Origin of the sequence: Cecembia rubra, from assembly GCF_003014575.1 — a bacterium.
GTDB classification, from domain to species: Bacteria; Bacteroidota; Bacteroidia; order Cytophagales; family Cyclobacteriaceae; genus Cecembia_A; species Cecembia_A rubra.
The window spans coordinates 62,052-87,606 of record NZ_PYGF01000013.1 but is presented as its reverse complement, the minus strand read 5'-3'; the positions used below and the strand labels follow the sequence as shown (position 1 = coordinate 87,606).

17 protein-coding genes are annotated in these 25,555 nt (G+C 39.7%); 13 read left to right on the top strand and 4 right to left on the bottom strand.

Annotated features, from left to right (window positions below):
- Positions 1-97: 97 nt before the first annotated feature.
- From CLV48_RS17875 to CLV48_RS17835, 9 genes are all read left to right on the top strand, one after another.
- Positions 98-682 carry a helix-turn-helix domain-containing protein gene (locus tag CLV48_RS17875; RefSeq protein WP_245889605.1) on the top strand — a complete coding sequence of 195 codons (585 nt, stop codon included), beginning with the start codon at positions 98-100 and terminating at the stop codon, positions 680-682.
- 89 nt (positions 683-771) lie between these two features.
- Positions 772-3,012: a heavy metal translocating P-type ATPase gene (locus tag CLV48_RS17870; RefSeq protein WP_106568658.1), complete on the top strand. Its 2,241-nt coding sequence runs from the start codon at positions 772-774 to the stop codon at positions 3,010-3,012.
- A 293-nt stretch (positions 3,013-3,305) separates the two neighbouring features.
- The gene (locus CLV48_RS17865) at positions 3,306-3,509 is read left to right on the top strand and encodes a heavy-metal-associated domain-containing protein (RefSeq protein WP_245889604.1); all 204 of its coding nucleotides are present in this window, start codon (positions 3,306-3,308) and stop codon (positions 3,507-3,509) included.
- A gap of 415 nt (positions 3,510-3,924) precedes the next feature.
- Positions 3,925-4,305, top strand: a complete 381-nt coding sequence (locus tag CLV48_RS17860) for an HYC_CC_PP family protein (RefSeq protein ID WP_106568657.1) — start codon at positions 3,925-3,927, stop codon at positions 4,303-4,305.
- A 257-nt stretch (positions 4,306-4,562) separates the two neighbouring features.
- The gene (locus CLV48_RS17855; RefSeq protein ID WP_106568656.1) at positions 4,563-8,432 is read left to right on the top strand and encodes an efflux RND transporter permease subunit; all 3,870 of its coding nucleotides are present in this window, start codon (positions 4,563-4,565) and stop codon (positions 8,430-8,432) included.
- A gap of 68 nt (positions 8,433-8,500) precedes the next feature.
- Positions 8,501-8,893: a four helix bundle protein gene (locus tag CLV48_RS17850; protein WP_106568655.1), complete on the top strand. Its 393-nt coding sequence runs from the start codon at positions 8,501-8,503 to the stop codon at positions 8,891-8,893.
- Positions 8,890-10,425, top strand: coding sequence for a TolC family protein (locus CLV48_RS17845; protein WP_106568654.1), 1,536 nt, complete (start codon positions 8,890-8,892; stop codon positions 10,423-10,425). The genes CLV48_RS17850 and CLV48_RS17845 overlap by 4 nt, the downstream gene beginning before the upstream one ends.
- Before the next feature lie 238 nt (positions 10,426-10,663).
- Positions 10,664-12,418: an efflux RND transporter periplasmic adaptor subunit gene (locus tag CLV48_RS17840; RefSeq protein WP_106568653.1), complete on the top strand. Its 1,755-nt coding sequence runs from the start codon at positions 10,664-10,666 to the stop codon at positions 12,416-12,418.
- A gap of 287 nt (positions 12,419-12,705) precedes the next feature.
- Positions 12,706-13,296, top strand: a complete 591-nt coding sequence (locus CLV48_RS17835; protein ID WP_106568652.1) for a DUF2911 domain-containing protein — start codon at positions 12,706-12,708, stop codon at positions 13,294-13,296.
- On the opposite strand, the gene CLV48_RS17830 is transcribed toward CLV48_RS17835, so the two are convergent.
- On the bottom strand, positions 13,265-14,335 hold the full coding sequence (locus CLV48_RS17830; protein WP_106568651.1) for a PAS domain-containing protein: 1,071 nt from the start codon (positions 14,333-14,335) through the stop codon (positions 13,265-13,267). The two genes, CLV48_RS17835 and CLV48_RS17830, sit on opposite strands and share 32 nt — an antisense overlap.
- Before the next feature lie 81 nt (positions 14,336-14,416).
- Here CLV48_RS17830 and CLV48_RS17825 point away from each other — a divergent pair, with 81 nt between their 5' ends.
- Positions 14,417-15,016, top strand: coding sequence for a hydrolase (locus CLV48_RS17825; RefSeq protein ID WP_106568650.1), 600 nt, complete (start codon positions 14,417-14,419; stop codon positions 15,014-15,016).
- Here CLV48_RS17825 and CLV48_RS17820 read toward each other — a convergent pair whose 3' ends face one another.
- On the bottom strand, positions 15,017-16,156 hold the full coding sequence (locus CLV48_RS17820; RefSeq protein WP_106568649.1) for a hypothetical protein: 1,140 nt from the start codon (positions 16,154-16,156) through the stop codon (positions 15,017-15,019).
- 255 nt (positions 16,157-16,411) lie between these two features.
- The gene (locus CLV48_RS17815) at positions 16,412-17,017 is read right to left on the bottom strand and encodes a DUF4494 domain-containing protein (protein WP_106568648.1); all 606 of its coding nucleotides are present in this window, start codon (positions 17,015-17,017) and stop codon (positions 16,412-16,414) included.
- Between the two features lie 116 nt (positions 17,018-17,133).
- Between CLV48_RS17815 and CLV48_RS17810 the strand changes: the two genes are divergently transcribed.
- Positions 17,134-19,416: a patatin-like phospholipase family protein gene (locus CLV48_RS17810; RefSeq protein ID WP_106568647.1), complete on the top strand. Its 2,283-nt coding sequence runs from the start codon at positions 17,134-17,136 to the stop codon at positions 19,414-19,416.
- A 6-nt stretch (positions 19,417-19,422) separates the two neighbouring features.
- Here CLV48_RS17810 and CLV48_RS17805 read toward each other — a convergent pair whose 3' ends face one another.
- Positions 19,423-21,435: a monovalent cation:proton antiporter family protein gene (locus CLV48_RS17805; RefSeq protein WP_106568646.1), complete on the bottom strand. Its 2,013-nt coding sequence runs from the start codon at positions 21,433-21,435 to the stop codon at positions 19,423-19,425.
- A gap of 627 nt (positions 21,436-22,062) precedes the next feature.
- Here CLV48_RS17805 and CLV48_RS17800 point away from each other — a divergent pair.
- Together CLV48_RS17800 and CLV48_RS17795 are read left to right on the top strand one after the other, a co-directional pair.
- Complete coding sequence (locus CLV48_RS17800; protein ID WP_106568645.1) at positions 22,063-24,459, top strand: TonB-dependent receptor; 2,397 nt, start codon at positions 22,063-22,065, stop codon at positions 24,457-24,459.
- 5 nt (positions 24,460-24,464) lie between these two features.
- Positions 24,465-25,538, top strand: a complete 1,074-nt coding sequence (locus CLV48_RS17795) for a DUF4249 family protein (RefSeq protein WP_106568644.1) — start codon at positions 24,465-24,467, stop codon at positions 25,536-25,538.
- The last annotated feature ends 17 nt before the right edge of the window (positions 25,539-25,555 follow it).

Genomic DNA, 25,555 nt, shown 5'->3' with positions numbered 1-25,555 from the left:
CTCTGGTTTAAATCTTACTGCCAAAAATTGAAAGAGGGAGACAAAATATTATAAAACTTAAAGCAGTATCTATTTTTACCTTTGCAAGTAAATATTGATGACATTAATCAAAATGATGATCGAAAGTTTTTATATAAAAAACATGGTTTGCCCTAGGTGTATCATGGCTGTCAAATCAATTCTAGAAGAACTGAAAATAGATTATGTCAGTGTCAATTTGGGACAGATTGATCTCAACCAACCTTTATCTAAAGGTGATTTGAATCAATTGGAAATTCAGCTCAAGAATTTTGGATTTGAAATTTTAGAACCTGGAAACTCCTCTCTCGTTTCCAAAATCAAAACTACCCTTATTGAACAAATTCATTACAGTACCGAGTATTTAAATGTCAATTTTTCAGCCTTTCTCTCTGATAAATTAAATCATGAATATTCCTACTTGAGCCGTCTTTTTTCGTCCGTTGAGGGGATTACAATTGAAAAATATATCACCAAACTAAGAATTGAAAAAGTAAAAGAGCTTTTGTATTATAATGAATTATCCCTCACCCAAATTGCTTACCAATTAGGTTATTCCAGTGTGGCTTACCTGTCAACTCAATTTAAGAAAGAGACCGGAATGACACCAACCGAATTTAAAAAGTTGCGTGGCCCTGGACATAAACACCTGGACAGCTTGTAGCAAAATCTCAAAAATCTACCACAAAATTACATAAGACCAATACGGGAAAAGTTGAGCAACTTTGTATCAGAATTTTAAAATGCAATAAAATGGGTACTAGAGTTGTTGAAAACAGGAAAATAAAAAAGGAGACTTTTCCGGTCACAGGCATGTCATGTGCCGCATGTGCTTCCAGCGTAGAGTCTGTACTGTCACATACGCATGGTGTTTCCAAGGCAAGTGTAAACTTTGCAAGCAATACAGTATTGGTCGAGTATGACCAAAGGTTAAAACCTGAGGATCTACAGAATGCACTCAGAAGCGTAGGATATGATCTTTTGATCAATGAAGATGACCCTTCAGCAGCACAGGAAGAATTACAACAGGAACATTATCAAGATGTAAAAAAGCGAACCATTTGGTCTGCAATATTGACTTTGCCTGTTTTCATTATCGGGATGTTCTACATGGACTGGAATGCAGGAAGGTGGATTTCTCTGGTATTTACCATCCCTATTTTGTTTTATTTTGGCAGGAGCTTTTATATCAATGCCTGGAAGCAGGCAAAGCATGGGAAATCCAATATGGATACCTTAGTTGCATTAAGTACAGGGACAGCCTTTTTGTTCAGCTTTTTCAATACTATCTTCCCCGACTTTTGGCATCAGCGGGGCATACATCCCCATGTATATTATGAGGCAGCGGTGGTCATCATTACGTTTATTTCTTTAGGAAAGCTTCTTGAAGAAAAGGCAAAATCCAATACTTCTTCTGCAATAAAAAAATTAATGGGACTCCAACCCAAAACTTTGAAAGCCATAATTAACGGAGAAGAACAAGAGATTCCAATTTCAGCAGTCCAAAAAGGTTTTACAATAGTGGTAAGGCCGGGAGAGAAAATTCCTGTAGATGGTGTGGTCAAAACAGGTAACTCCTACGTGGATGAAAGTATGATCACAGGGGAACCTGTTCCGGTTTCCAAAACATCTGGCGATAAAGTATTTGCAGGTACTGTCAATCAAAAAGGCAGTTTCCAGTTCGAAGCGGAGAAGGTTGGAGGAGAAACCTTACTTTCCCAGATCATTAAAATGGTACAGGAGGCACAGGGAAGTAAAGCTCCTGTTCAGAAACTTGTTGATAAAATAGCAAGTATCTTTGTCCCAATTGTTATCGGAATTTCAATCGTCACTTTTATTACCTGGATGATTTTGGGTGGGGATGACGCATTTACCCAAGCTTTACTTACTTCAGTGGCTGTATTGGTTATTGCATGTCCTTGTGCCCTCGGTCTGGCCACACCTACAGCGATCATGGTTGGAGTAGGTAAAGGCGCAGAAAATAATATTCTAATCAAAGATGCAGAGAGTTTGGAGTTGGGTCATAAAGTAAATGCTGTTGTACTAGACAAGACAGGAACCATTACAGAAGGCAAACCAACTATCACCAATTTACATTGGGAAAGCAATTTTAAAGACAAACCAGAACTTGCGTCCATACTCTTGGCGATAGAAGCGCAATCAGAGCACCCTTTGGCTGAAGCTGTTGTAAAAAAGCTGAAAGAGGAAGGCGTAAAACCTGCTGAAATTACAGGTTTCGATAGTATAACCGGCATGGGAGCTATGGCAAAGGATCATCTTGGTAATTTATATTTTATCGGGAATTTAAAATTGATAAAGAAGCAAAATATTGCGATCTCTGAAAACACCCAAGCCATTGCCGAAAGGTGGCAAAATGAAGCTAAAACGGTCATCTTTTATACTGATGAAAAATCTGTACTTGCTGTTATAGCCATTGCAGACAAAATCAAACCTACTTCCAAAACAGCTATTGAAAAACTTAGAAAAAGGGGAATTGAAGTTTACATGTTGACAGGTGACAACAATCAAACCGCTGAGGCTGTGGCAAAAGAAGTCGGATTGACCTCTTTCAAAGGAGAGGTATTGCCCTCTGAAAAGGCTGATTTTGTGCAAGAACTCCAATCAAAGGGGAAAATTGTAGCTATGGTCGGTGACGGTATCAATGACTCCCATGCCTTGGCCCAAGCGGATGTAAGTATTGCCATGGGACATGGCACTGACATTGCGATGGATGTGGCCAAGATGACCTTGATCACTTCCAACCTGGAATCCATTCCCAAAGCCTTGAAGTTGTCTTCCCTAACAGTAAAGGGAATCAGGCAGAATCTCTTTTGGGCATTTATTTACAATGTAATCGGTATTCCGATAGCAGCGGGTGTATTGTATCCTATCAATGGTTTCCTGTTGGATCCCATGATAGCCGGAGCAGCAATGGCTTTCAGTTCTGTATCTGTTGTTGCAAATAGTTTAAGGTTAAAGTATAGGGAGTTGTGATAGAAATTGATTTAAACGATAGGCAAAAGCTAAGGTGAGAAGTTATTTTAAGGATTTAAATATTAATGGATACGTGATACTAATGGATATTGGGATCGGTTTTGAAATTGAGGATTGGTTATCAAATTAAGGTTACTATTATCCCAATATCCCTATATCTAAATATCCTAATATCAATGATTATCCCAATATCCATGAATATCTTAATATCCATTAATCTCATTCGGTTGTGAACAAATAGATTGATAAGTAAAAACAATAAAAAACAAATAAAGGGTAAAAGTATGAACAAAATGCAATTTAAAACAACCATTAAATGCAGCGGTTGTCTTGAGAAAGTAACTCCCCATTTGAACAATACCCAAGGTATTAACAATTGGGAAGTAGATTTAAAAAACCCGGACAAAGTTCTTACCGTGGAAGGATCAATAGATGTTGAGGCTGATGTAATATCTGCGGTTAAAAAGGTAGGGTTTCAGATTGAGAGACTTGTGTGATACTTAAAAGGACATTGAACTTAAATAGGTTCAGTGTCCTTTTTTCAGCCTCGTTTTAAAGCCAAAATTATGTTAATTGAAAATTTAATGTTTATAATTTGAGTTGGTAATGTTTTAGAAATCAATAATTTGTATTTCTTTTGAAGGAAATAATCCTTATTGGTTCAAGACTTTGTCTTGGACCGTGACACTTACAGTCTTCAGACTGTAATTTAGGCAGTCTGAAGACTGCATTTAGTAAGTCCAAGTCTGAAGATTTGAACTAAATTGGACTTGAAGTATGAGATTTTAAAATTTCCATTAACCCTAATATGATTTGTAGAGATTTAAAAATCAATTCATTTCATGTTTTGTTGATTTAATTAGTACCTTTAATCTTAAAAACTTTCCTACATTTGTATCGTTGAAATTCTTCATGAAGTCATTTGCCAAAATAGCACTACTTGTTTTCTATGTGTTGTTCAACGCAGGGTTGAGCTATTCTATGCATTTTTGTGGGAAAGACTTCCAAAGATTTAACTTGCTTTTAGATTACCAATCTTGTTGTGAAAGCAAGGTCCCTATGCCGGATTGCTGCGAAGATGTGTTAAATTTTGAATTGACCAATACTGATCAGAAGTTATCAGATCTTTTTAATTTTCAACCTCTGCGCTTTGAATTGTTGAATGCCAGGATTTTCTTTGAATTTCCAGTTCATTTTATAGCCGAGGATAAAATAACAGTATTTGCTGATTCCTCACCTCCGATATTCCAAAACGCTCCGATCTATATTTTTTGTCAGGTATTCCTGATTTGATTTTTTACCCTATGTAGAAAGGGATTGCCACGAAGGCACAAAGATTCAAATTCTTCTAGCTTGTCGATACAGTTAGAAGACCTGTTAGGTTTTCAAAACCTGACAGGTATAGCCATAGCTTTATCGGCTATTTCCCTTTTATCAAAATAATAGGTTTACTTTGGGATTTAATATCTACAAGTATCTGAATATCAATTAATATCTGATTCTAAAAATCAAAGGTTCAATCAGAAAAACAGCATTTAGTCCAAGAAACTATGCTCAACAACATCATCAAATTCTTTCTCGAAAATAAACTGGTCACAGTAATACTTCTTTTGCTCGTGATAGGCTGGGGGATTGTGACGGCCCCCTTCAATTGGAACACAGGATTCCTGCCTAATGACCCTGTGCCGGTCGATGCCATTCCGGACATCGGGGAAAATCAGCAGATTGTCTTTACAGATTGGATGGGGCGCTCTCCACAGGATGTAGAGGATCAGATCACTTATCCTTTGACCACTTCTCTTTTGGGAATGCCTGGAGTCAAGTCTATCCGAAGCACTTCTATGTTTGGCTTTTCTTCCATCTACATCATCTTTGAGGACGAAGTGGAATTCTATTGGAGCCGCTCCAGAATTCTGGAAAAGCTGAATTCCCTTCCGGCGGGTTTGTTGCCAGATGGTGTGCAACCCAAGCTCGGACCTGATGCTACAGGTCTTGGACAAGTGTATTTTTACACTTTGGAAGGCAGGGATGAAAATGGTAATCCTGCTGGTGGTTGGGATCTGCATGAACTCCGCAGCATACAGGATTACTATGTACGCTATGGCCTTGCTGGAACAGAAGGGGTAGCCGAAGTAGCGACTATTGGTGGTCATGTAAAAGAGTATCAGGTGGACCTGGACCCAGTAGCCATGAAGGCGCATAATGTGTCCATGATGCAGGTAATGAATGCTATCAAGCAATCCAACCTGGACATTGGGGCCAATACAATGGAGATTAATCAAGTGGAGTTTATTGTGCGTGGATTGGGTTATGTAAAGTCTTTAGAGGATATCGAAAAGGCCGTGGTAAAGGTAAACAACAATGTGCCCTTGCGAATAAAGGATATTGCCAAAGTGACCATTGGCCCGGCAAGTAGGGCTGAACGCGCCATCTTGGATAAAGGAGGGGCCGAAGCCGTAGGGGGAGTAGTAGTAGCCCGATATGGGGACAATCCACTGCAAGTGATTGATGCTTTAAAAACCAAAATTGAGGAAATATCGCCAGGTTTACCAAGCAAAACCTTGGAAGATGGGACGGTTTCCAAAGTGACTATAGTGCCTTTCTATGACCGCTCAGGTCTGATCAAGGAAACTTTGAATACCCTTAATGAGGCCATCACACTACAGATCCTGATTACCATTATTGTGATCATGGTGATGGTGTATAACCTTCGTGCTTCTCTTTTGATTTCTGCACTCTTGCCCCTAGCGGTACTGATGTGCTTTATTATGATGAAGTATGTGGGCGTGGACGCCAATATCGTGGCACTTTCCGGGATAGCCATTGCCATTGGGACCATGGTGGACCTGGGAATTATTCTCAATGAAAATATCCTACGCCACCTGGAAGAATCGGATAATAAAAAAACAAAGTTGCAGGTAATCTATGAGGCCACTACAGAGGTAAGTTCGGCCATCTTGACGGCGGTGATGACCACCATCGTCAGCTTCCTGCCGGTATTTACCCTACAAGCTGCAGAGGGGAAACTCTTTGGACCTTTGGCCTATACAAAAACCTTTGCTTTGGTGGCGGCATTGATCTTTACCCTAGTTTTTATGCCGGCTTTTGCCCATTGGGTTTTTGGTGCCAAGTTGAAATCCAACAATTACAAAACTATCCTTAATGCCCTAATGGCTTTAGCCGGAATAATTCTTCTATTCTATTTCCCTTGGGCAGGATGGGTGCTGTTGGCTTTTGCAACCAATCATCTGATCCATCATTTTTTCCCAAGACAAACCCAAGACGGTAAATTTAAGAATCAGCTGGCCATGCTTATTGCGGTAGTAGCCGTTTCTGTCCTCTTGGCTACTGAATGGAGGCCATTGGGATTGGCCCAGTCGGTTTTTGTAAATTTCCTCTTTATAGGTCTGGTTGTAGGATTTGTTCTGGGGGCATTTGCCCTCTTTATACGTTATTATGAAAGATTGTTGCATTGGTGTCTGGAACATGCGAGGTTATTTTTGCTGATTCCTTTGACCATTATTCTTCTTGCATTGAATATATGGCTGGGATTCGGAAAGATATTTGGTTTTGTGGCCACTGGATTTGATAAGATCGGAGTAAACATCCGTACCACTGCTGTTTGGTCTGGGTTGGTTCATTCCTTCCCGGGCATGGGTAAAGAGTTTATGCCGGCTTTGAATGAAGGATCCTTCCTCCTGATGCCGACTTCCATGCCGCATTCGGGTGTAGAGGCCAATATGCAGATAGTGAAGCAACTGGACATGTTGGTTCAGGCCATCCCTGAAGTAGATATGGTTGTTGGAAAAGCCGGTAGGGCAGAAAGTCCCCTTGATCCTGCTCCCATGTCCATGTATGAAAATATTATCAACTATAAAACTGAATATATACAGGATGAGAATGCCCGGAAACTCCGGTTCAAGGTGGACAAGGAGGGCAATTACCTAATACAGGTGAACGGTAAAGAGTGGTGGTATGACCGTCGGGATGGGGCCATTTGGGATGATGAGAGGAAATACCTAGAAGAAGTCCAAAGAAAAGCTGTTGTCAGAAATATTGCCAAATACCTTGTTCCAGATGAGAAAAGGGGCCAATATTTCCGTCAGTGGAGGGATGAAATCCAAACGCCAGATGATATCTGGGATGAAATACAAATTAGGACATCGAACCTTCCAGGAGTAACTTCCGCACCCAAGCTTCAACCTATAGAGACAAGGTTGGTCATGTTGCAGACAGGTATGCGGGCGCCTATGGGTATGAAGGTCTATGGTCCCAATCTGGAGACCATCGAAAACTTCAGCCTTAAACTGGAGTCTGTGCTGAAAGAAGTTCCTTCCGTGAAATCAGAAGCAGTTTTTGCAGACCGGTCCTTGGGCAAACCTTACCTGGAAATAGACCTTGACAGGACCAAGTTGGGAAGGTATGGGCTCAACATTGCCGATGTTCAGGAATTTATCGAAGTGGCTATCGGGGGCATGACCTTGAGTACTACTGTAGAAGGAAGGGAGCGCTATGCCATCCGGGCCCGCTATGCAAGGGAGTATAGGGATGATCCTGAGGCCTTGAGGCGAATTTTGGTGACCACGCCTACGGGTGCCCAGATTCCCTTGGGTCAATTGGCTGAGATCAATTACCGCCCAGGCCCGATGATGATCCGTGGAGAAAACACCTTCCTGGTAGGCTATGTACTGTTTGACAAAAGGGATGGATTTGCAGAAGGTTCGGTAGTGGATGATGCACGGAGATTTATCCAGCAAAAAATCAATTCCGGAGAATTGGTAGTTCCATCCGGTGTTTCCTACACTTTTTCCGGAAGTTACGAAAACCAAATCCGTGCAGAAAAGAGATTAGCAATCGTTATACCATTGTGTTTGGCGGTCATTTTCCTGATTCTCTATTTTCAGTTCAGGTCCACAGCCATGGTATTGATGATCTTCTCTGCCATTGCCATGGCATTCTCTGGCGGCTTTATGATGCTTTGGTTATATGGTCAGGATTGGTTCTTAGATTTCAGTTTCCTTGGAACAAATATGCGGGAACTATTCCAGATGAGGACCTTTAACTTATCGGTGGCTGTCTGGGTAGGGTTTATCGCCCTTTTTGGCATCGCGACAGATGATGGTGTAGTTATGGGAACCTACCTAAAGCAAAGCTTTGAAAGGATCCGGCCAGAAAATGTAAAAGATGTCCGCAAAGCAGTTTTGGAAGCAGGTCTGAAAAGAGTGAGACCCTGTCTGATGACTACAGCTACTACCTTGTTGGCTTTGCTGCCTGTACTCACCAGTTCAGGCCGCGGTTCTGATATTATGATCCCCATGGCCATACCGGCATTTGGAGGGATGACAGTGGCATTGATTTCCTTGTTTATTGTTCCGGTGCTTTATGGGAAATACCAAGAGTTTAGGGTAAAAAGGAATTGATATTTATTGATATTGGATATTTGTAGATATTATTATGGGAATCAGTGGTTTAAGCAAATTATGGATTTATGGGGGAAAATAAAGATTATATAAAATTGGAAGACTTAGAGGTCTATCAATTGGCAAGAGAATTATCAAAAAAGGCATGGTCCATTTATTCAAACTTGAATTGGCAAATGAAAAAAATTATGGGAGATCAATTTATAGAATCTTCTGACTCCATTGGTGCCAATATAGCGGAAGCATATGGAAGGTATCATTATTTAGACAGGATCAGGTTTTTGTACAATAGTAGAGGTTCCAAGTTAGAGTCTGTAAATCATTGGTTGAGCTTGATGCATGAAAGGGGTGTGATTTCTGATTTTGAGTTTAATGATGCAAGGGATACAGCTGAAAAATTAGCTGTGAAACTAAATAACTACATCAAATCAATTTACAATTCAAAAAATGAATTGAAATGAAGAAACAAATAACGATCTATAATAGGTTAACCTATTCTTCTTCAAGAAAAAGAGATTGGGATCCAAATCAATATCTATCAATATCGAATATCTACAAATATCTATTCCTAATAGTATTTGTGGTTATTCATGTGGGAGTTGCGGAAAGTCAGGTACTGGAAAAATATATAGAAGAGGCAGTCGAAAACAATCCTGCTTTACAGAGCAGCTTCAAAGTCTATCAAGCTTCTTTGGAGAAACCTAATCAAGTCGCATTGGATAATCCCCAATTGAATATCGGTGTATTTACCAGACCAATGGAACTCTTGATGGGAAATCAAAGGGCTGAGGCTTCGGTGATGCAGATGTTCCCTTGGTTTGGGATGCTCAAAACCCAAAAGGATGAAGCGACCCTGATGGCTGAAGCAAAATATGAAGAGTTCAGACAGCAGCGAAACCTGCTGCTTTATCAAGTTAAGGAAACCTATTTCCAGTTGCAACAGCTCCAGAATACCATCGATATCACTGCTTCAAATTTGGAGATTTTGAAGTCCTTGGAGCGCTTGGCTATCATTAGATATCAAGGTGGTAATACTGCTGAAGCCGTATCTTCGGTAACTTCTGCTGTCAGAAGGCCTTCCCGAGGAGCTCAACAAGGCAGCTCAGATGATGGAATGGGAATGGGGGGAGCAAGTGCCGGCAGTTCCGCCTCAATGGGCCAATCCTCCAGATCTGCTTCCGCCATGTCAGGGATGGGCTCTGGTTCAGGCTCAGGGAAGCTGACCGATGTCCTGAGATTACAGGTGCAGATCAAAGCACTGGAGTCCGACCTGCAACAGTTGGAAGTGGATAAAAGACCGCTTTTAGTTCGCTTTAACCAATTGCTTGGAAGGGGAAAAAACGAAACTGTCAAAATTGAAAGTCAATTGGATAGCAAAAAAGAATTGGGCTGGGAAGTAGCGATGCTAGAGCAAATTCTTGAAACTAACCCCATGCTCTTGATGCTGGAGAAAGAAGGCCTGGCCTATCAGAAGCAAGGAGAGATGGCCAAGTTGGAAGGTAAACCAATGGTTGGATTGGGGCTAAATTACATGGTCTTTTCTTTTAGACCTGAATCAGGTATGGTAGGTCATGCGGATGATATGTACTATATGCCTGCTGGCATGGGCAACAATATGGTGATGCCTATGGCAACGGTGACGCTGCCGATTTACCGTAAAAAATACAAAGCCATGGCAAATGAGTCAAAGCATTACTGGCAAGCCAATGAGCGACAAAAAGAGGACCTTCAAAGAAATCTGGAAGCTGAGTTTGAAAAGATCTTGGCCTCAATCAAAGATGCTGACAGAAAGATTATACTCTTGGAGGAGCAGATCGGGCTTACTGAGCAGACACTTGAACTCTCCGTCACCGCATATGCCACTGAAGGAAGTTCTTTCGAGGAAATCCTGAATATCCAGCGTGAACTATTGGACTTTCGATTGAATCTTTTGAATACGAAGATTGAAAGGGAAATTCAGTTTGCCAGAGTGGAAACACTGGTAGGAGTTTGAAATATGTTAAAATAAAGTGAAAATAAAATTAAAATAAGTTAAGGTTAATTGGAAATCAAAAGCTTGACAACCACGAAGTGCCTTACCATTCTCTCAGGCAGGGTCAAACTTGTCAATAGCCCCGAATGAAATTCGAGGTAACGAGAAGTGTTGAGTTTGGGAATTAACCCTGTAGGGGTTGAACTAATGCCACGAAACAGGTCTTAAATCTTGTGTCTTATGTCTTGAATCTAAAAACATGAAAACAAATAAAAACATACTCATCATTATAATAGGCTGCCTTATCTTCGGTGGCCTGGCAGGTTGGTTGATCCGTGGGACGGATGATCATCCTGATCATGAACACTTCCATGTAGCGGAAGACGGAACGGTTTACACCTGTTCTATGCACCCTCAGATCCGTCAGAACGAACCTGGACAATGTCCGCTTTGCGGCATGGCACTGACACCAGTGAGCAATAATTCGGGTAGCAACAGCCCATTTGTGCTGGAAATGACACCTGAGGCGATGGCCCTATCCAATGTGCAGCTGACCAGGGTGAAATCAGGGGAAGGATCAGGAAAGCTCACCATAACAGGTAAAATCCAGGTCAATGAACAGCGGGTAAAAAGCCTTACTGCCAATTATGCAGGTAGGGTAGACCAACTATTTGTCAATTTCACGGGACAGGAAGTACGTAGAGGGGAGAAGCTGGCCACTCTGTATTCCCCAGAGTTGGTAAATGCCCAGAAAGAACTTTTGGAAACTGCCAAAATCAAAGACCGACAGCCTGCCCTTTACCAAGCAGCAAAAGAGAAATTAAGGCTTTGGAAGATATCCGAAGAGCAGATTGCCAGAATTGAAAATTCAGGGCAGGTACAAAGTCAGTTTGATGTCTATGCAGATGTAGCGGGGGTAGTGATTGCCAGAAATATTGCAGTGGGAGATTTTGTAAACAGAGGAACCACCATGTTTGAAATTGTGGATCTGAGTACTGTCTGGGTAATTTTGGATGCTTATGAATCTGACTTGGGAGCTATTCGCAAAGGTAATGACCTGAATTTCCAGGTTTCTGCCTATCCGGGAAAAGAATTCAAAGCTAAGGTAACTTACATTGATCCGGTACTTAACCCTGATACCCGTACTGTGGGCATACGTGCGGAAGCCGTCAACCGCAATTTTGAACTGAAACCTGAGATGTTTGTATCAGCTACCATTTCTACCTCACAATCGGTTCAGTCCGGTCTGATGGTTCCCAGGACGGCCATCCTTTGGACAGGTCCCCGGTCTGTGGTATATGTGCAAGTAGGAAATAAAGAAGCACCTGCATTTGAAATGCGTGAAATCGAACTTGGGCCAAGAGTAGGAGAAGATTACCTGATATTGTCCGGACTGGAAGAAGGTGAGCAGGTAGTCAGTAACGGGGTGTTTGCAGTGGATGCGGCTGCCCAGTTGAGCGGAAACTACAGCATGATGCTCAGGCCGGAGGTGAAGTCACTTGAAGTTCCGGAAGCATTCAAAGCCCAATTGACTGCCTTTGTACAGGCTTATTTCCCTATCAAAAATGCTTTGGTGAAAACTGATGCCAAAGAAACCCAAAACACCATCAGTCCGGCAAAAGCCAGTTTGGCAAAATTGGATATGAAGCTTTTGGAGGGCAAAGCACATGATATATGGATGGACTTACTTAGGCCCATACAAAGTAGTTTGGAAAAAATTGCACAGACAGCTGATGTGGAAGAGCAGCGTAAGTATTTTGAAATCCTTTCAGATAACTTGATCGAGGCTGTTGAATATTTCGGTGTAGTGGATAACACCATTTATAGGCAATATTGCCCTATGGCATTTAGGGACAAAGGAGCCTATTGGTTAAGTGGGGAGAAGGAAATCCGCAATCCCTATTTTGGAGACATGATGCTTACCTGTGGAGAGGTAAAGGATACTTATCAGCCTGGCAAAAGAGTAACTTCTACTTCCGGAGAGAAGAAAGCAGCCGCGGGGCATAATCACTAACTATTAAAAAGAGATTGAATTAAGGTGGAAATAAAATGGAAATAAGATAGAAATAAGGTGGAATAAAGATTGCCGAGTTATTTGGCTAATTCCCCATTATAAATAGAAAACAGTGTTCTAAGATTAAGCAAGTATTGGAATTTGAATCCCTAAAGTGGGGATAATAGCTATTTGTAGGATAAGAATTATTTCTATTTTATTTCGCCACAGGGATTTTTCCATCTTATTTCCCATTAGGCATATTTCTCAAATTTTCAAATGAAGAATTAAATTAATCAAAATATACTATGTCAATCAAACAAATCAGCATTCTTGTAATTTCATTAATGATCATTTCCTGCTCTTCCAATAAAAACGAGGAGAAAGAACTGGCTAAAGATGAGCATGCACATCATGACCACAGTGCTTCAACAGGTACTTCTAATTCCAAAAGTCCAAGGACTGCAGCCATGGCCAATATTGGGTCGAACCATGTGCATATCGATTATTCTGCTCCAAGTGTCAGGGGTAGAGAAATTTTCGGCGGATTGGTGGCATATGATGAAGTTTGGGTGACTGGCGCACATTCTGCCACAAGCATTTCTTTCAATGAAGATCTTGAAATTGAAGGGAAATTGATACCTGCGGGGAAATATGCCTTATTTACTATTCCCGGAAAAGACCGTTGGACAGTTATTTTAAATACCAACTATGAACAGCATTTGGCTGATGATTATGATGCCAACCTTGATGTCCATCGTTGGGAAGTTACACCGGTTAATTTGGACCAGCCTCAGGAGCAATTAAAATTCACAGTAGAATCACTGGGTCAAAAAGAAGGCGCAATACACTTTGCCTGGAGCAATATCAGCTTCCGTTTGGGTTTAAAGGTAAATTGATTGTAGCTTCATCACTTTGAAGCTGGGTAGATTGGGCAATGCTCATTTTTATAGCATTGTCCAATTTTCTGGCTTCAGATTTTATGATTTTTATAAAATGATCATGGTGGTTTCCTTTGCTTTCTTGCTGAATTACCTCTAGGATACCCATGATATTTGCTAATCTTGCACGCATAAAGTGGGATTGACTGAAGGTAAGTTGTTGGATGTAGTCTTTCTGTTTTTTAAAGAGTTCCTCTGATCTTTTTTGTCCTGAAACATCAAAAAATCCTCCAACCATGGTTTTGGGTTCTCCTTCAGAAGTCCATTCAATTACTTTACCATAAGCAGTCACCCAAATTTCTTTTTCTTGACCCAACTTCAACCTGAATTCACTGATAAAAGGATTTTTACCTTTAGTTTCAAAATGGTCTTTCAATGCAAGATTTACTATGTTTTGATCATCCTGATGGATTTTTTCTTTCCATAATGGACGGTTAGTCAATTTTTCTCCATTATGGGAAATATCTAACATGTGATATAATGAAAGGCTTATCTGGTCGCTGTGGCCTGGAATATCCCAAAGCCAAAAGCCAATCAGGTTATTATTAAATAGTCCTTCTATGATTTCATTTTTGATATCCATATCCTTTATCCCCAAGGGTAAGTCCATATTGTTGTCAGTGAATTTTTGGATTTTATGGCCTATACCATGGATATGAATTAATTTACCATTATTTAATTCAATTGAAAACTCCCACCTTGTCCAATAAAAATCAGATCCATCAGGCTGGAGTTTTCTTAGATCAATGATAAAACTCCTTTCCTTTTGGGATAATGCTTTTTCCACAAGTTGGTTATATTTCATAAAATCATCCGGGAAAATACTATCCTCGAAATATTGTTCTTTCACAACAATACTTTTTTGGTGTGATTGATTGATGAACTTTCGATTGGCATGGACAATTTTATTATTTGAATCCAATATGATGGAATATAAATAGGATGATAAAAAGAGGTTATCTTCACGAGATTGCATTAAAGGAATATCTGGATTCATTTACTAAAAGTTTATCTAATTTACCCATTGTTGTATTAAAAACAAATAAAAATATTCAAAAAACAAAAAATTACATTTAAAATGAATTTAACACATCCCCTGAACAGATCTGAGTTTGGACGAATTGAAGATATAGGAAATGTAATGTCCCTTTCCCAGGCCATGGATTTGCTAAATAGCTGGGTAAAGAATGAAAAATTGATCTTTCATATGCAACAGGTAGGTCATTTGATGAAGGCATTTGCTGCGGAAAAGGGTTACGATGAATTTACCCAACGACTTTGGCATTTGTCTGGGCTCTTGCATGATGCAGATTGGGATCAGTGGCCGGATGACCATTGCAGGAAGATTATTGAAGAATTGGAGTCCAGAAATCAAGATCCAAGAATGATCAAGGCAATTGCCTCCCATGGTCCTCGCTATTTTGGAGTGGATCCGGAGACTGAAATGGATAAAATGCTCTATGCATTCGATGAGCTCTCTGGTTTTGTGCATGCTTATTCTTTGATGCGCCCCGAACGCTATGAGGGCATGGAAATCAAAGGAGTAAAGAAAAGGTTAAAGGACAAAGGTTTTGCTGCTCAGGTTAGCCGGGAGGACATTGCAGATGCCTCCCAAAGGGCAGGAGTTCAGTTGGAAGATTTGATCCAGTTTGTGATTGATAATCAATTGAGGGCTTGATCAAGGTAATCTGATCTCTTCCCAGAAGTTTTCCTGGCTTTTTACAAAAAGGCCACTTTTTGTGGCTATATAAACTTTATTTTCAAAGAACTGGGCATCATAAATCTGATCATTTGCAATTCCGGTGTTGTCTAATTGCTTCAGTTGATGATTGGAAATTCCATTTTCCCTGAAGTTTTCAATTGAGGCTATTACATTGGTTCCAGGAATAAAAATTAGTCCCTTTTGGCCATCTGACCTTATTACCAAGGGGCCATTGATCTCAGTAATATATGCTTTGTTTTCTGAAACAGGGGAGCTGCCATAAGAAATTCTTCCAATAGGTGATTCAGTGATAAGGTATTCCTGTGGACCTAATTTTGCAAAATCATAAAACCTGAAGTTGGTGCTTCCTAGGGTTGGCCCAGGTAGTTTTTCTGTGCCGCCATCCTTGGAAATTAAGTAGGAATTGCCTTCTCCCATTCCATTCCCAGTACTACGGATGTGAGCTATCCATCGGTCTTCGTATTTTTTTATACTTTGGATAATTAATCCCGAATTTGAATGGGACTCTAAACCCAAATTGCCTATTTCGGTTACCTGTTTCAATTCCAATTGATGAAAACCTGTCCCGAAATTTATTTCCAAAATTAGGATTGCGAGATTTCCGTCTTTTTGAAGATTCAGGATGAGGTGATTTCCGTTGAGGTCAAAATTCTTTTCCGAATGGAAGTGTTCTTTTTGGAAACCTGTTACCAATCTGGCACCTTTCCATTCATCGCCAAGTAGTTCATCAAAAATAATGGTCCTTAATTCACCGGGGACAACAGGGAATACAACAAGTCCATTTAAATCTTCAATTGGATGTATGATATAATTCTCGGTGAAAGAGGGCTTAAACCGGTTATTTAGATCACTAGTAAGGCAGCAAAGTGGGGCAGCACGATGTTGTTTATCAATAAAGCCAGGGAAGTTTGTATGAAGAAAGAAAAGTTTATCACCAATAACTTCCAATCCCAATATAAATTCTTCATTACTTTGACCGTTATCAAAATCAAAAAGTTCGAAATTTTCCGCATCCTGTTCTAGGCTAGGTTCAATTGGGTCAGAACATGAAAACAATGCATAAAGGGTTAACAAGCATAAGAATTTTTTTTTCATAGGGGTAGAATTCCGGACCTTGATTTCTAAAAATATAGTTTTTTTTTAGGAATTGAAAAATAATTTCTTAAATAATTAGAGAATGGGAGTATAATTTTTAGGAAAATCATCATGAAAACTTCCTTTTAACATGTTTTATTACAATTTGTAATCAATCAGTTTCTTTACGTCCTCATTTTGAAATTTTTGTCCACTAGTCATACAAAAAAAAGCCTGGCAAATTTCTTTACCAGGCCTTTATAGATGCTTTTTTGATTATATGTTCTCTAGGTCATCCTCATCTTCATACTCTACCAGTCGTGGCAATTCTTCCTGATTGTAGGAATGTTTTTCCATATTTTCCTGCCTGACAGCTTCCCTTCTTTCCTGTTCCGCTTTGACTTCACTCAAGGGCTTCAAATTGGAGGGTGGAGGGGGCAATAGTTCTTCATCATCTCTTTCATAAGGAAATACTTCCACTATAGGACTTTCCGTGATATCAGGTACCCGGAAAGTAACCAACATATTGCTTAGGCTTTCGTGGATACGGTCATAGGCTTCCTTGACATCATGGGCAGTCACCAACATATACTGGGTCACTTTTTTCTCTTTTCCACTGTCTGCATCTGCTACCACATAAGTGATTTTGCACTTGTGCCATATATCAATATCATCATAAGGAAAAACATCCACAAAATTACTTTTTGAGATATTGGTGACCTGAAAATCACCTCTAATTGTAGAACCAAGCATATCATATATCCTTGCTTCTGCTTCGGTAAAGGATACAGCGTCAACCAGATATTGTTCAGAAACATTCTTCAATAGACCCTGCTCATTTTCTTTGGCGTATTTCACCTTACACAAAAACCAAATTCTCATATTCCGAAATTTATTTTCCGGTAGCGAAGGTAGTGGATTGACCTTAAAGGCACAATGAAATTCCGGATTTAGAATTCAATAAAAATTCCATTATATTTTGAATGAATAAATGGTCTATGTGGGATAAGATTTTATACAGTTTTCCGGTTCAGTTGCTTTTTCTTCACCTTAAGAAGAATTTATTGCTCTTGATATCTTGGGGCCTTTTGTTATTGATAATTTTTCAGCAGTTTGGGACAGTTCTGGGCATTCCTTTCCTTTTTCTGGATCCTGAATACCTCAACAAAGTGTCCTTTCAAAGTTTTTTTCTGGTGGGCGTAGCTTTTGCCATTTTCACTATGGCCTTCCACATGACTACTTACATTTTGGATGGTCCAAGGTTTAAGTTTCTTGCCATTATTCCCAAGCCATTTCTCCAATATTGCCTGAATAATTCAATTATCCCTTTACTTTTTTATATCATCTATTTGATCGGATTTTTACATTTTCAGCTGGATAATGAACATGAAGATAATTGGATCATTTGGGAATACCTTACAGGGTTTATCAGCGGAACCTTGATTACATTTTCTTTGCTTTTTCTGTATTTCGGAATTACCAACAAAGATTTCTTTGTGCTTTTTGCTGATTCGGTAGAAAAGCAATTGAGAAAAACTAAAATATCCAGGGCCAATATGCTCAAGCGGATCAAGGAAAATAAAAGAGCCAAAAACAAGGTTTTGGACTATTTGGATATTTCCTTCCGTATCAAACCGGTCAGACAGGATCTTTCAGGATTTGAAGGTCAGCAATTGCTGAGGGTATTTGACCAGAATCACCTCCATATGGTTATCATCCAAACTGCCCTCATCAGTTTGATCCTGATTATGGGAATTTTTAGGGAGAATCCTTACTTACAACTTCCGGCTGCAGCTAGCGGTATTCTATTACTGGCCATTGCTACTATGTTGGTAGGGGCTATATCTTTTTGGTTGCGTGAATGGGGAACACCTACAGTTGTCGGGCTTGTTTTAATATTCAACTCTCTTTCCAATACTGAATGGTTCAATAGACCTCATGAAGCTTTTGGTTTGGATTATAGCAAAGAACCATCAGCCTACAACCTTGTTCACCTTAATGAAATTCTGCACCGGGATTCTGTTGAAAAGGACATCAATCTTACCACGGAGATCCTTGAAAATTGGAAGGCCAAGTTTCCCCTTGGCTCCAAACCCAAAATGGTTCTGATTACAGTTAGTGGGGGTGGGCAAAGGGCAGCCTTATGGTCTTTGAAAGTTCTTCAGGACGCGCAAGCTGTTTCCGGAAATCAGCTCTTCCAACACACCCAACTCATATCAGGAGCCTCAGGTGGATTGATAGGTGCGGCAATGTTCAGGGAACTGTTTTACCGTTCACAATCTGATCCATCAATTGACCTGTTTGATGCAAAATATCTGGATCAGATATCTTCAGATAACCTAAACCCGATCATTTTCACTTTATTGGTCAATGACCTCTTGTTCAGGAATCAGTTTTTTGAATACAATGGAAGAAGGTACCTTAAGGACAGGGGTTTTGCCTTTGAAAATCAATTGAATATCAATACCAAAGGTTTGTTGGATAAGCCAATTTCAGATTATTTTTTGCCTGAATATGAAGCAAAGATCCCGATGATGGCTTTGGCCCCATTGATTACCAATGATGGCCGCAAACTTTATGTTTCCCCCTTTTCTGTATCCTATATGGGGATTTCTATGGAGAGGACTGAAGGTCTCAATGAGAAAAGTCAGGGAATAGATTTTCAGAGATTTTTCAGGAAGAATGACGCTGCTTCATTACGGTTTATAACTGCTTTGAGGATGAGTGCCACTTTCCCATTTATCACTCCAAATATCCAATTGCCATCTTCTCCCCAAATGGAAATTATGGATGCGGGACTTTCAGATAATTTTGGAATGCAGGATGCATTGAAATTCGTTAATGTGTTTCAGGAATGGATTAAAGTGAATACATCAGGGGTACTTTTACTGACAATCAGGGATTCCGAAAAATTCTCTGAGATTGACCAAAAATACCCTCCGACAATTCTTGAAAAATTCTTTACCCCACTCAAAAATATTTACATCAATTGGGATAATGTACAGACCCTCCACAATGAGGTATTGTTTACCAGAATGCAGGAATCTGTTGATTTCCCCTTAGAAAGGATAGAATTTGAGTATTCCACCATGCAATACCTCCAAGAAAGAGGACTGGTTGATGAGGAGGGCGGTTTCAAACAACAAGAGCAGGATATCATAAGGGCTTCCTTAAACTGGAGATTGACCGCCAGGGAAAAGAAATCCATTATAAATAATATCCATTCACCTTATAACCGGAATGCTATGAACAGGTTGAGGAGGTTCCAATTTCTCGAATAAATATCTTCAGTCCACTTCAACTGCAGCTTCAAATTTTTCCAAAGATAGAGGACTTCCTGCGACATAGACTATATCTCCTAATTTGAGTTTTTCTTCAGGTTTAATGCTGGTGATGATTTTTCCTTCTCTTTTTATGGCCACCACATTGATTCCTAATTCTTCGCGGATACCTGCTTCTTTGAGGGGCTTGTTGATATATTTGCCGCTGTCCCTTTCGACCATTACTCCCACAAAATTGATTTCAGGAAGGTTTATTTTCACATTTGGCCTAGGTTCACTGGAAGGAATTCGGAACAATTCATAATTATGAGACCTGATTTCTTCGGTAAATTCTTCAACATCATGCCTTGGGATCAGGTATTTGCCCAATACCCGTGTAAAAATTTCGATGGAAGTTTCAAATTCTTCAGGAATTACTTCATCTGCACCCAATTTCAGATTTTCATCAATTTCATTGACATACCTTGTCCTTACAATGATATACGGCGTTTGGGTCAAATGGCGGATGGTGGAGATAATCCTTTTAGTAGCTTCGGCATTGGAGATGGCAATTACTGCTACCCTGGCTTTATGGATATTGACATGTTCCAAAACGGTCTCATTCGCCGCATCACCATAAGTAATGGGCTCTCCTTTTAAAGATTCTTCCTTGACGGTCACCGGATTCATCTCGATGATGGCATAAGGAATTTTTGCGGATTTTGCTGCTTTGGATAGGTTTCGACCGTTCAATCCATATCCAATTATGACCAAATGGTCCTTTATATCTTCATCGAGTTCCAATTGAGGGAAATTCATATTTCCAAATTTTTTGCTCAATTGGCTTGGAAGGGGTAAGTTTAAAATACCACAGGAAAAATCTTCTCTTTTTTTCAGAATGAATGGTGTAATGGCCATGGTCAAAATTGAAATCGCAAGGAAGTATTGATACGTTTCAGGGTCTAAAAGTTCATAGTTCAAACCAACTTTTGCCAATAACAGTGAAAATTCACCAACTTGGAAAATAGAGAATGCTACAATAAAAGCCTCTTTGAAACCTTGTCCTATAGCCCTAACGGATATACTTACAGTGATGAATTTGATAACAAAGGTCAATAAAGTAAGACCCAAAATAGGAATGATGTGTTCGAATAGGAAGGTTATATCAAATAGCATTCCTACTGATACAAAGAAAAAACTCAGAAAAACTTCCCTAAATGGTAGTATTTTCCCAGTTGCATGATGGCTGTAGTCTGATTCACTGATAATCAATCCAGCTAAAAACGCACCTAGTCCCAGAGACAGTCCCAACAAAGATGTTGCATAGGCTACGGCGAAACATATCACTATGATGCTCAAAAGAAAAAGTTCTTCATTCCTGGTTTTGGCAATTCTGTAGAGTAAGATAGGTACCAGGTATTTGGCACTTAATAGGGTAAGGATAATCACCAAAGTACCTTTGAAAGCCATCAAAAACAATGACCAGGCCACATTGTCAGATTCACCGGCCAACATAGGTGTGAACAACATCAATGGCACTATCACTATATCCTGAAATATCAAGATGGCCAAGGTAGTCCTTCCTGAAATGGTATTTACCTGACCACTTTCCTGCAAAAGTTTGAGCACAATTGCAGTACTACTTAGAGAAAAAAGAAACCCGATAAAAACAGAGACGTTCCAGTTGAAGCCCAGGAAATAGGACAAAAAAGTGGTTGCCAAAATGGTCAGGGAAACCTGCAGTGCTCCACCTATAAATACAGCCTTTTTGATGGCCATGAGGCTTTTCAATGAAAACTCCATGCCGATTACAAATAATAAAAGAATCACCCCAATTTCGGACAAAACATCCACTGTAGTGGAAGCTTGCACTAAAGAAAGCCCATACGGTCCTGCCAAAGCCCCTGTAAATAGGTATCCTATTATGGTGGGGATTTTTAGGCGCATAAAGACCAGGATAACTAAGGTAGCCAATCCAAAGATCCATACAATATCAGAAAGCATGGGGAATTCTACAGCGGCAAAAATGAAATTAAACATAAAAGAAACTTTTCAATTGGTAACCAATACTTAATATTTCGGGAAACTTCCTGTTCTCGAGTACTTTTTCCACACAATCTAAATTTGCGAATTTGTAAGATACAAAATCACAAGAAATATTCGCATGATTTGTATGACGGGTCAATTTTATTATTCCTGTTAGGAACCATTTAAGGCAGTAGTTCTTTTCGTTTCCCAAGCAAATTTAAAAAGTCTTCTTAAAATTTTGTCCGATAACCCCGTCAGACTAAATCATTGAAAAAAACAAAAAAAGTTCATGGATTTGCTGAGGAACCTATTGCCAATATTTGAGAATCTGAATTAGGTATTCATATATTAATTTGTTCGTTTGATTATTTGTGAATATATTTATGAATATGAGAAAGGGCTTTTCAACTGTTTTCTTACTGTTCTACTTCTTTTTACTTGTGAGTTGTGATAAAGAAGTTCTGATTGATACTTGTCTTGTCAGAACATGGTAAAGGTCTGATTTTTACTGTGTAATGGGTTTAAATTCAGTTGTTTGATACACTTTTATTGACAATGAAACTGATGAATTGATTAAGGTTTATCAGCCCCTTAAATGATTTAATTTGAATTAGTGATTTGGTTTAGGTTGTTCTTAGTATGAAAAAGCTTTTTTTGTTATTTGTTTTAGTGAATTGCTTCTTTTCAAAGGGTAATGCCCAGAATGAATTTAAAGAGATCTATTTTGAACATCAGGGAGGACTCAAAAAAGAAAAATATTTACTGACGGGTACAGTAACCAGTAAAGAAACAGGTATGCCTTTGGAAAATGTTTCTGTTCATATCGATGGATTTTTTACTGGAATCAATACAGACAATTTCGGCCAGTATGTTTTCTCCTTGGACTCTGGAAGGCATAGGATAGTATTTAGGAGATTTGGTAAGAATGCTGATTTTTTTATTGTGAATATTTTTAGAGATGCAGTCTTGGATGTAACACTGGGTAATTTTGACTTTCAATTAGAGATGTTTACGGTGATGTCTGAGGAGCGGGATAGAAATGTGAGAAGTCCTATTACAGGTGTTACCAAAATGAATATTGAAGAACTTAAGTTGGTTCCCGCGTTGCTTGGGGAACCTGATGTTTTTAATGTTTTGCAAAGTATGCCGGGCGTCACTTCTGTTGGTGAAGGTTCCGGTGGGCTTAATATCCGTGGAGGACAAGCTGACCAAAATCTGATCATGATGAATGAAGCCATTGTCTTGTCCAATAATCACGCATTGGGATTTCTGTCAGCTTTCAATGGGGATGTCCTGCAGAATTTCAGTTTGTATAAAGGAAATGTGCCGTCCCAATTTGGTGGCAGGAGTGCCTCTGCACTGAACATTCAGACCAGAAATGGAGATTTTGAAAATTGGGGAGGTACAGTTTCTGTTGGTTCAGCTGTCACGAGGCTGATGCTGGAAGGCCCCATCAAAACAGAAAAAACCAGTATGATAGCTGCTTTGAGACGGTCTAATCTAAATTGGAAACTCAGTACTGTTGATCAGCTAGATGTGCAGGACAGCCGTTTGAATTTCCATGATATTTATGGTGGAATCAGTCATAAGTTTTCTCAGAAAAACACGATTGAATTTAACCTTCTCAATACAGGAGACAGGTTTCAATATTCAGATCAATTTGGTTTTCAATGGAATAACTTTGTTAGTTCGCTGACGAGTAAAAATCTTGTGTCCGATAATTTTTCTATCATTGGATTGGTTGCTTTGGGTAATTTTTCCAACCAGTTTTTCGAACCTACTATCAACGATGGTTTTCGGATTACCAACGGCTTGGAATACCAGCAGGCCAAATTATCGGGTTTGTGGACCTCCGAGTCCGTGGAATTGACTTTTGGGGCTGAGGCCGTCAATTATCAAATGAAACCCGAACAAAGAGAACCTTTCAATGAAACTTCTGGCATATTGCCCGGAAAGGTCAATAAAGAAAGAGGCTTTGAATGGGCACCATTTATTGGTCTGGATTGGACTGTTTCCGAAAACTTTTCTCTTTCTGTTGGTGCCCGCTACTCTTTTTATCAACAGAATGGTCCTGATTCTGTATTCCTCTATCAGGAAAATTTACCGGTATCCAGGTTGAATATCATGGATAGGCTGGCATTTGAGTCCGGTCCTATTGTGTCATATTCAGGGTTTGAACCAAGAATTTCTTTTAGATGGTCTTTAGATGAAACTCAATCCATCAAAGCAGGTGCTTCCCTAATGAACCAATACCTCCAGACTATTTCAAATGCTACTGGGCCTACCCCGATAGATTTATGGCAAATTAGTACAACTTATATTTTGCCACAGCGATCATATAATTATTCCTTAGGATACTTCAAAAACATCAATGAAAATGAATGGTCCACTTCATTAGAAGGATATTATCGAATTTCCGAAAACCAATTAGAATACAGGGATTTTGCTGATTTATTTTTGAATCCCCACATTGAAACTGAGTTGGTTCAGGGAGAAGGGAGGGCTTATGGCATAGAACTTTTAATTCAGCGGAACAGAGGAATTGTAACGGGATGGTTATCTTACACCTACAGCCGTTCATTGGTCCGTACGACTTCCCCATTCAGGGAAATCCAGGTGAATAGGGGAGAATGGTTTCCCACTAATTTTGACCGCCCTCATATACTTTCTTTAGTGAGTAGTATCAACCTGGGAAAGAAAAGGTTTTTTAATGCCTCCTTCAATTATTCTACAGGAAGACCTGTAACAGCTCCATCGACCAATTATATCATTGCCGGAATTTTTATACCTGATTTTGGAGATAGAAATCAGTTCCGGATTCCCGATTACATACGATTGGACTTCTCTTACCTTACCAATGGTATAGTTCGTAATTGGGATGACGCTATTAATTTCTCTATTTATAATGTAATGAGCAGAAGGAATGCTTATTCGGTCTTTTTCCAGCGGGAGAACCAATCGAGGAGGTTGAGGCCTTACCAGTTGTCTGTTTTGGGTTCTATTTTTCCTTCTGTCACTTACAGCGTTAACTTTTAATAACCATGAGAAAACCTATTCAACGCCTTTTGTTAATTGCATCGCTGATTTCTTTGATGGTGATTGGGAAATCCTGTGTAGATGCCCTGGATTTTATTGGAGAAACAGTCAGTGGTCAAGTAGTTATTTACGGATTGTTTACAGATTTGGACTCTACCCATATTGTCAATGTGGGAATCACACGAAATTTTGGTTTGAACCAGGAAGGCCTGGACAATGCTCTGGTTGTTTTGGTAGAGGAGAATGGGCAAGTACATACATTCTTTTCGGCAGGTGGAGGAGAATATCGATTGGAGAATTTTTTTGGAACCCCAGGCAAATCTTATGGGCTAAGGGTAAGTATTGGGAATGAAGTATATGAATCTGAAATGGAAAGAATGCCTGAAATTAATGCGGAAGACAACGTGGATTTCAGGTTTACAACCCAGCTTTTGGCAGACAGAATCAATATTCCAATTTTTGAAGCCTTTGGCACTTCTTTAATACCCAATATATCAGAGCCTGTATTTTTGAGGTGGACTGCTGAAGAAACTTACTTTTGGCCGTTGTTGAACCCTCCTTCTGTAGGTTTTCCTTCTCCTGAACCTGATCCTTGTTTCATCCAGGGTATGATTGAAGCTAATAGAATCAACTTGTTTAGCTCGGTAAACTCCCAGACCCGTACATTGGAATTATTTTTTGGTTCACGTAATGTTGATGATTCATTTTTGTATCCATTTTTTGTCACGGTCAATCAGTACAGCATCAATCAGCGGACTTTCGAATATTGGGATAGGATAAGAATTGCCATTTCCAACCAAGGAGGTATTTTTGACACGCCACCCGCACCAGTTATTGGGAATATCCGAAATCCTTCCAATCCTGAAGAACGTGTATTGGGGATTTTTGAAGTGGCAAAAGTCAGAAAAACCAGGGTTTTTACTACCAGTAATGAGGTGCCCTTCTTCCTGCCTGATAGGTGCAGGTTTGTAGTTGGGAAACCCATTAACGAATATCCTATAGAATGCCTTGATTGTGAGCGAAGGGCTCAGGGCAAAAGGACTCTTCGTCGAAGGCCTTATTGGTGGGTATTTCAATAGACTTTGAATGATTTGAT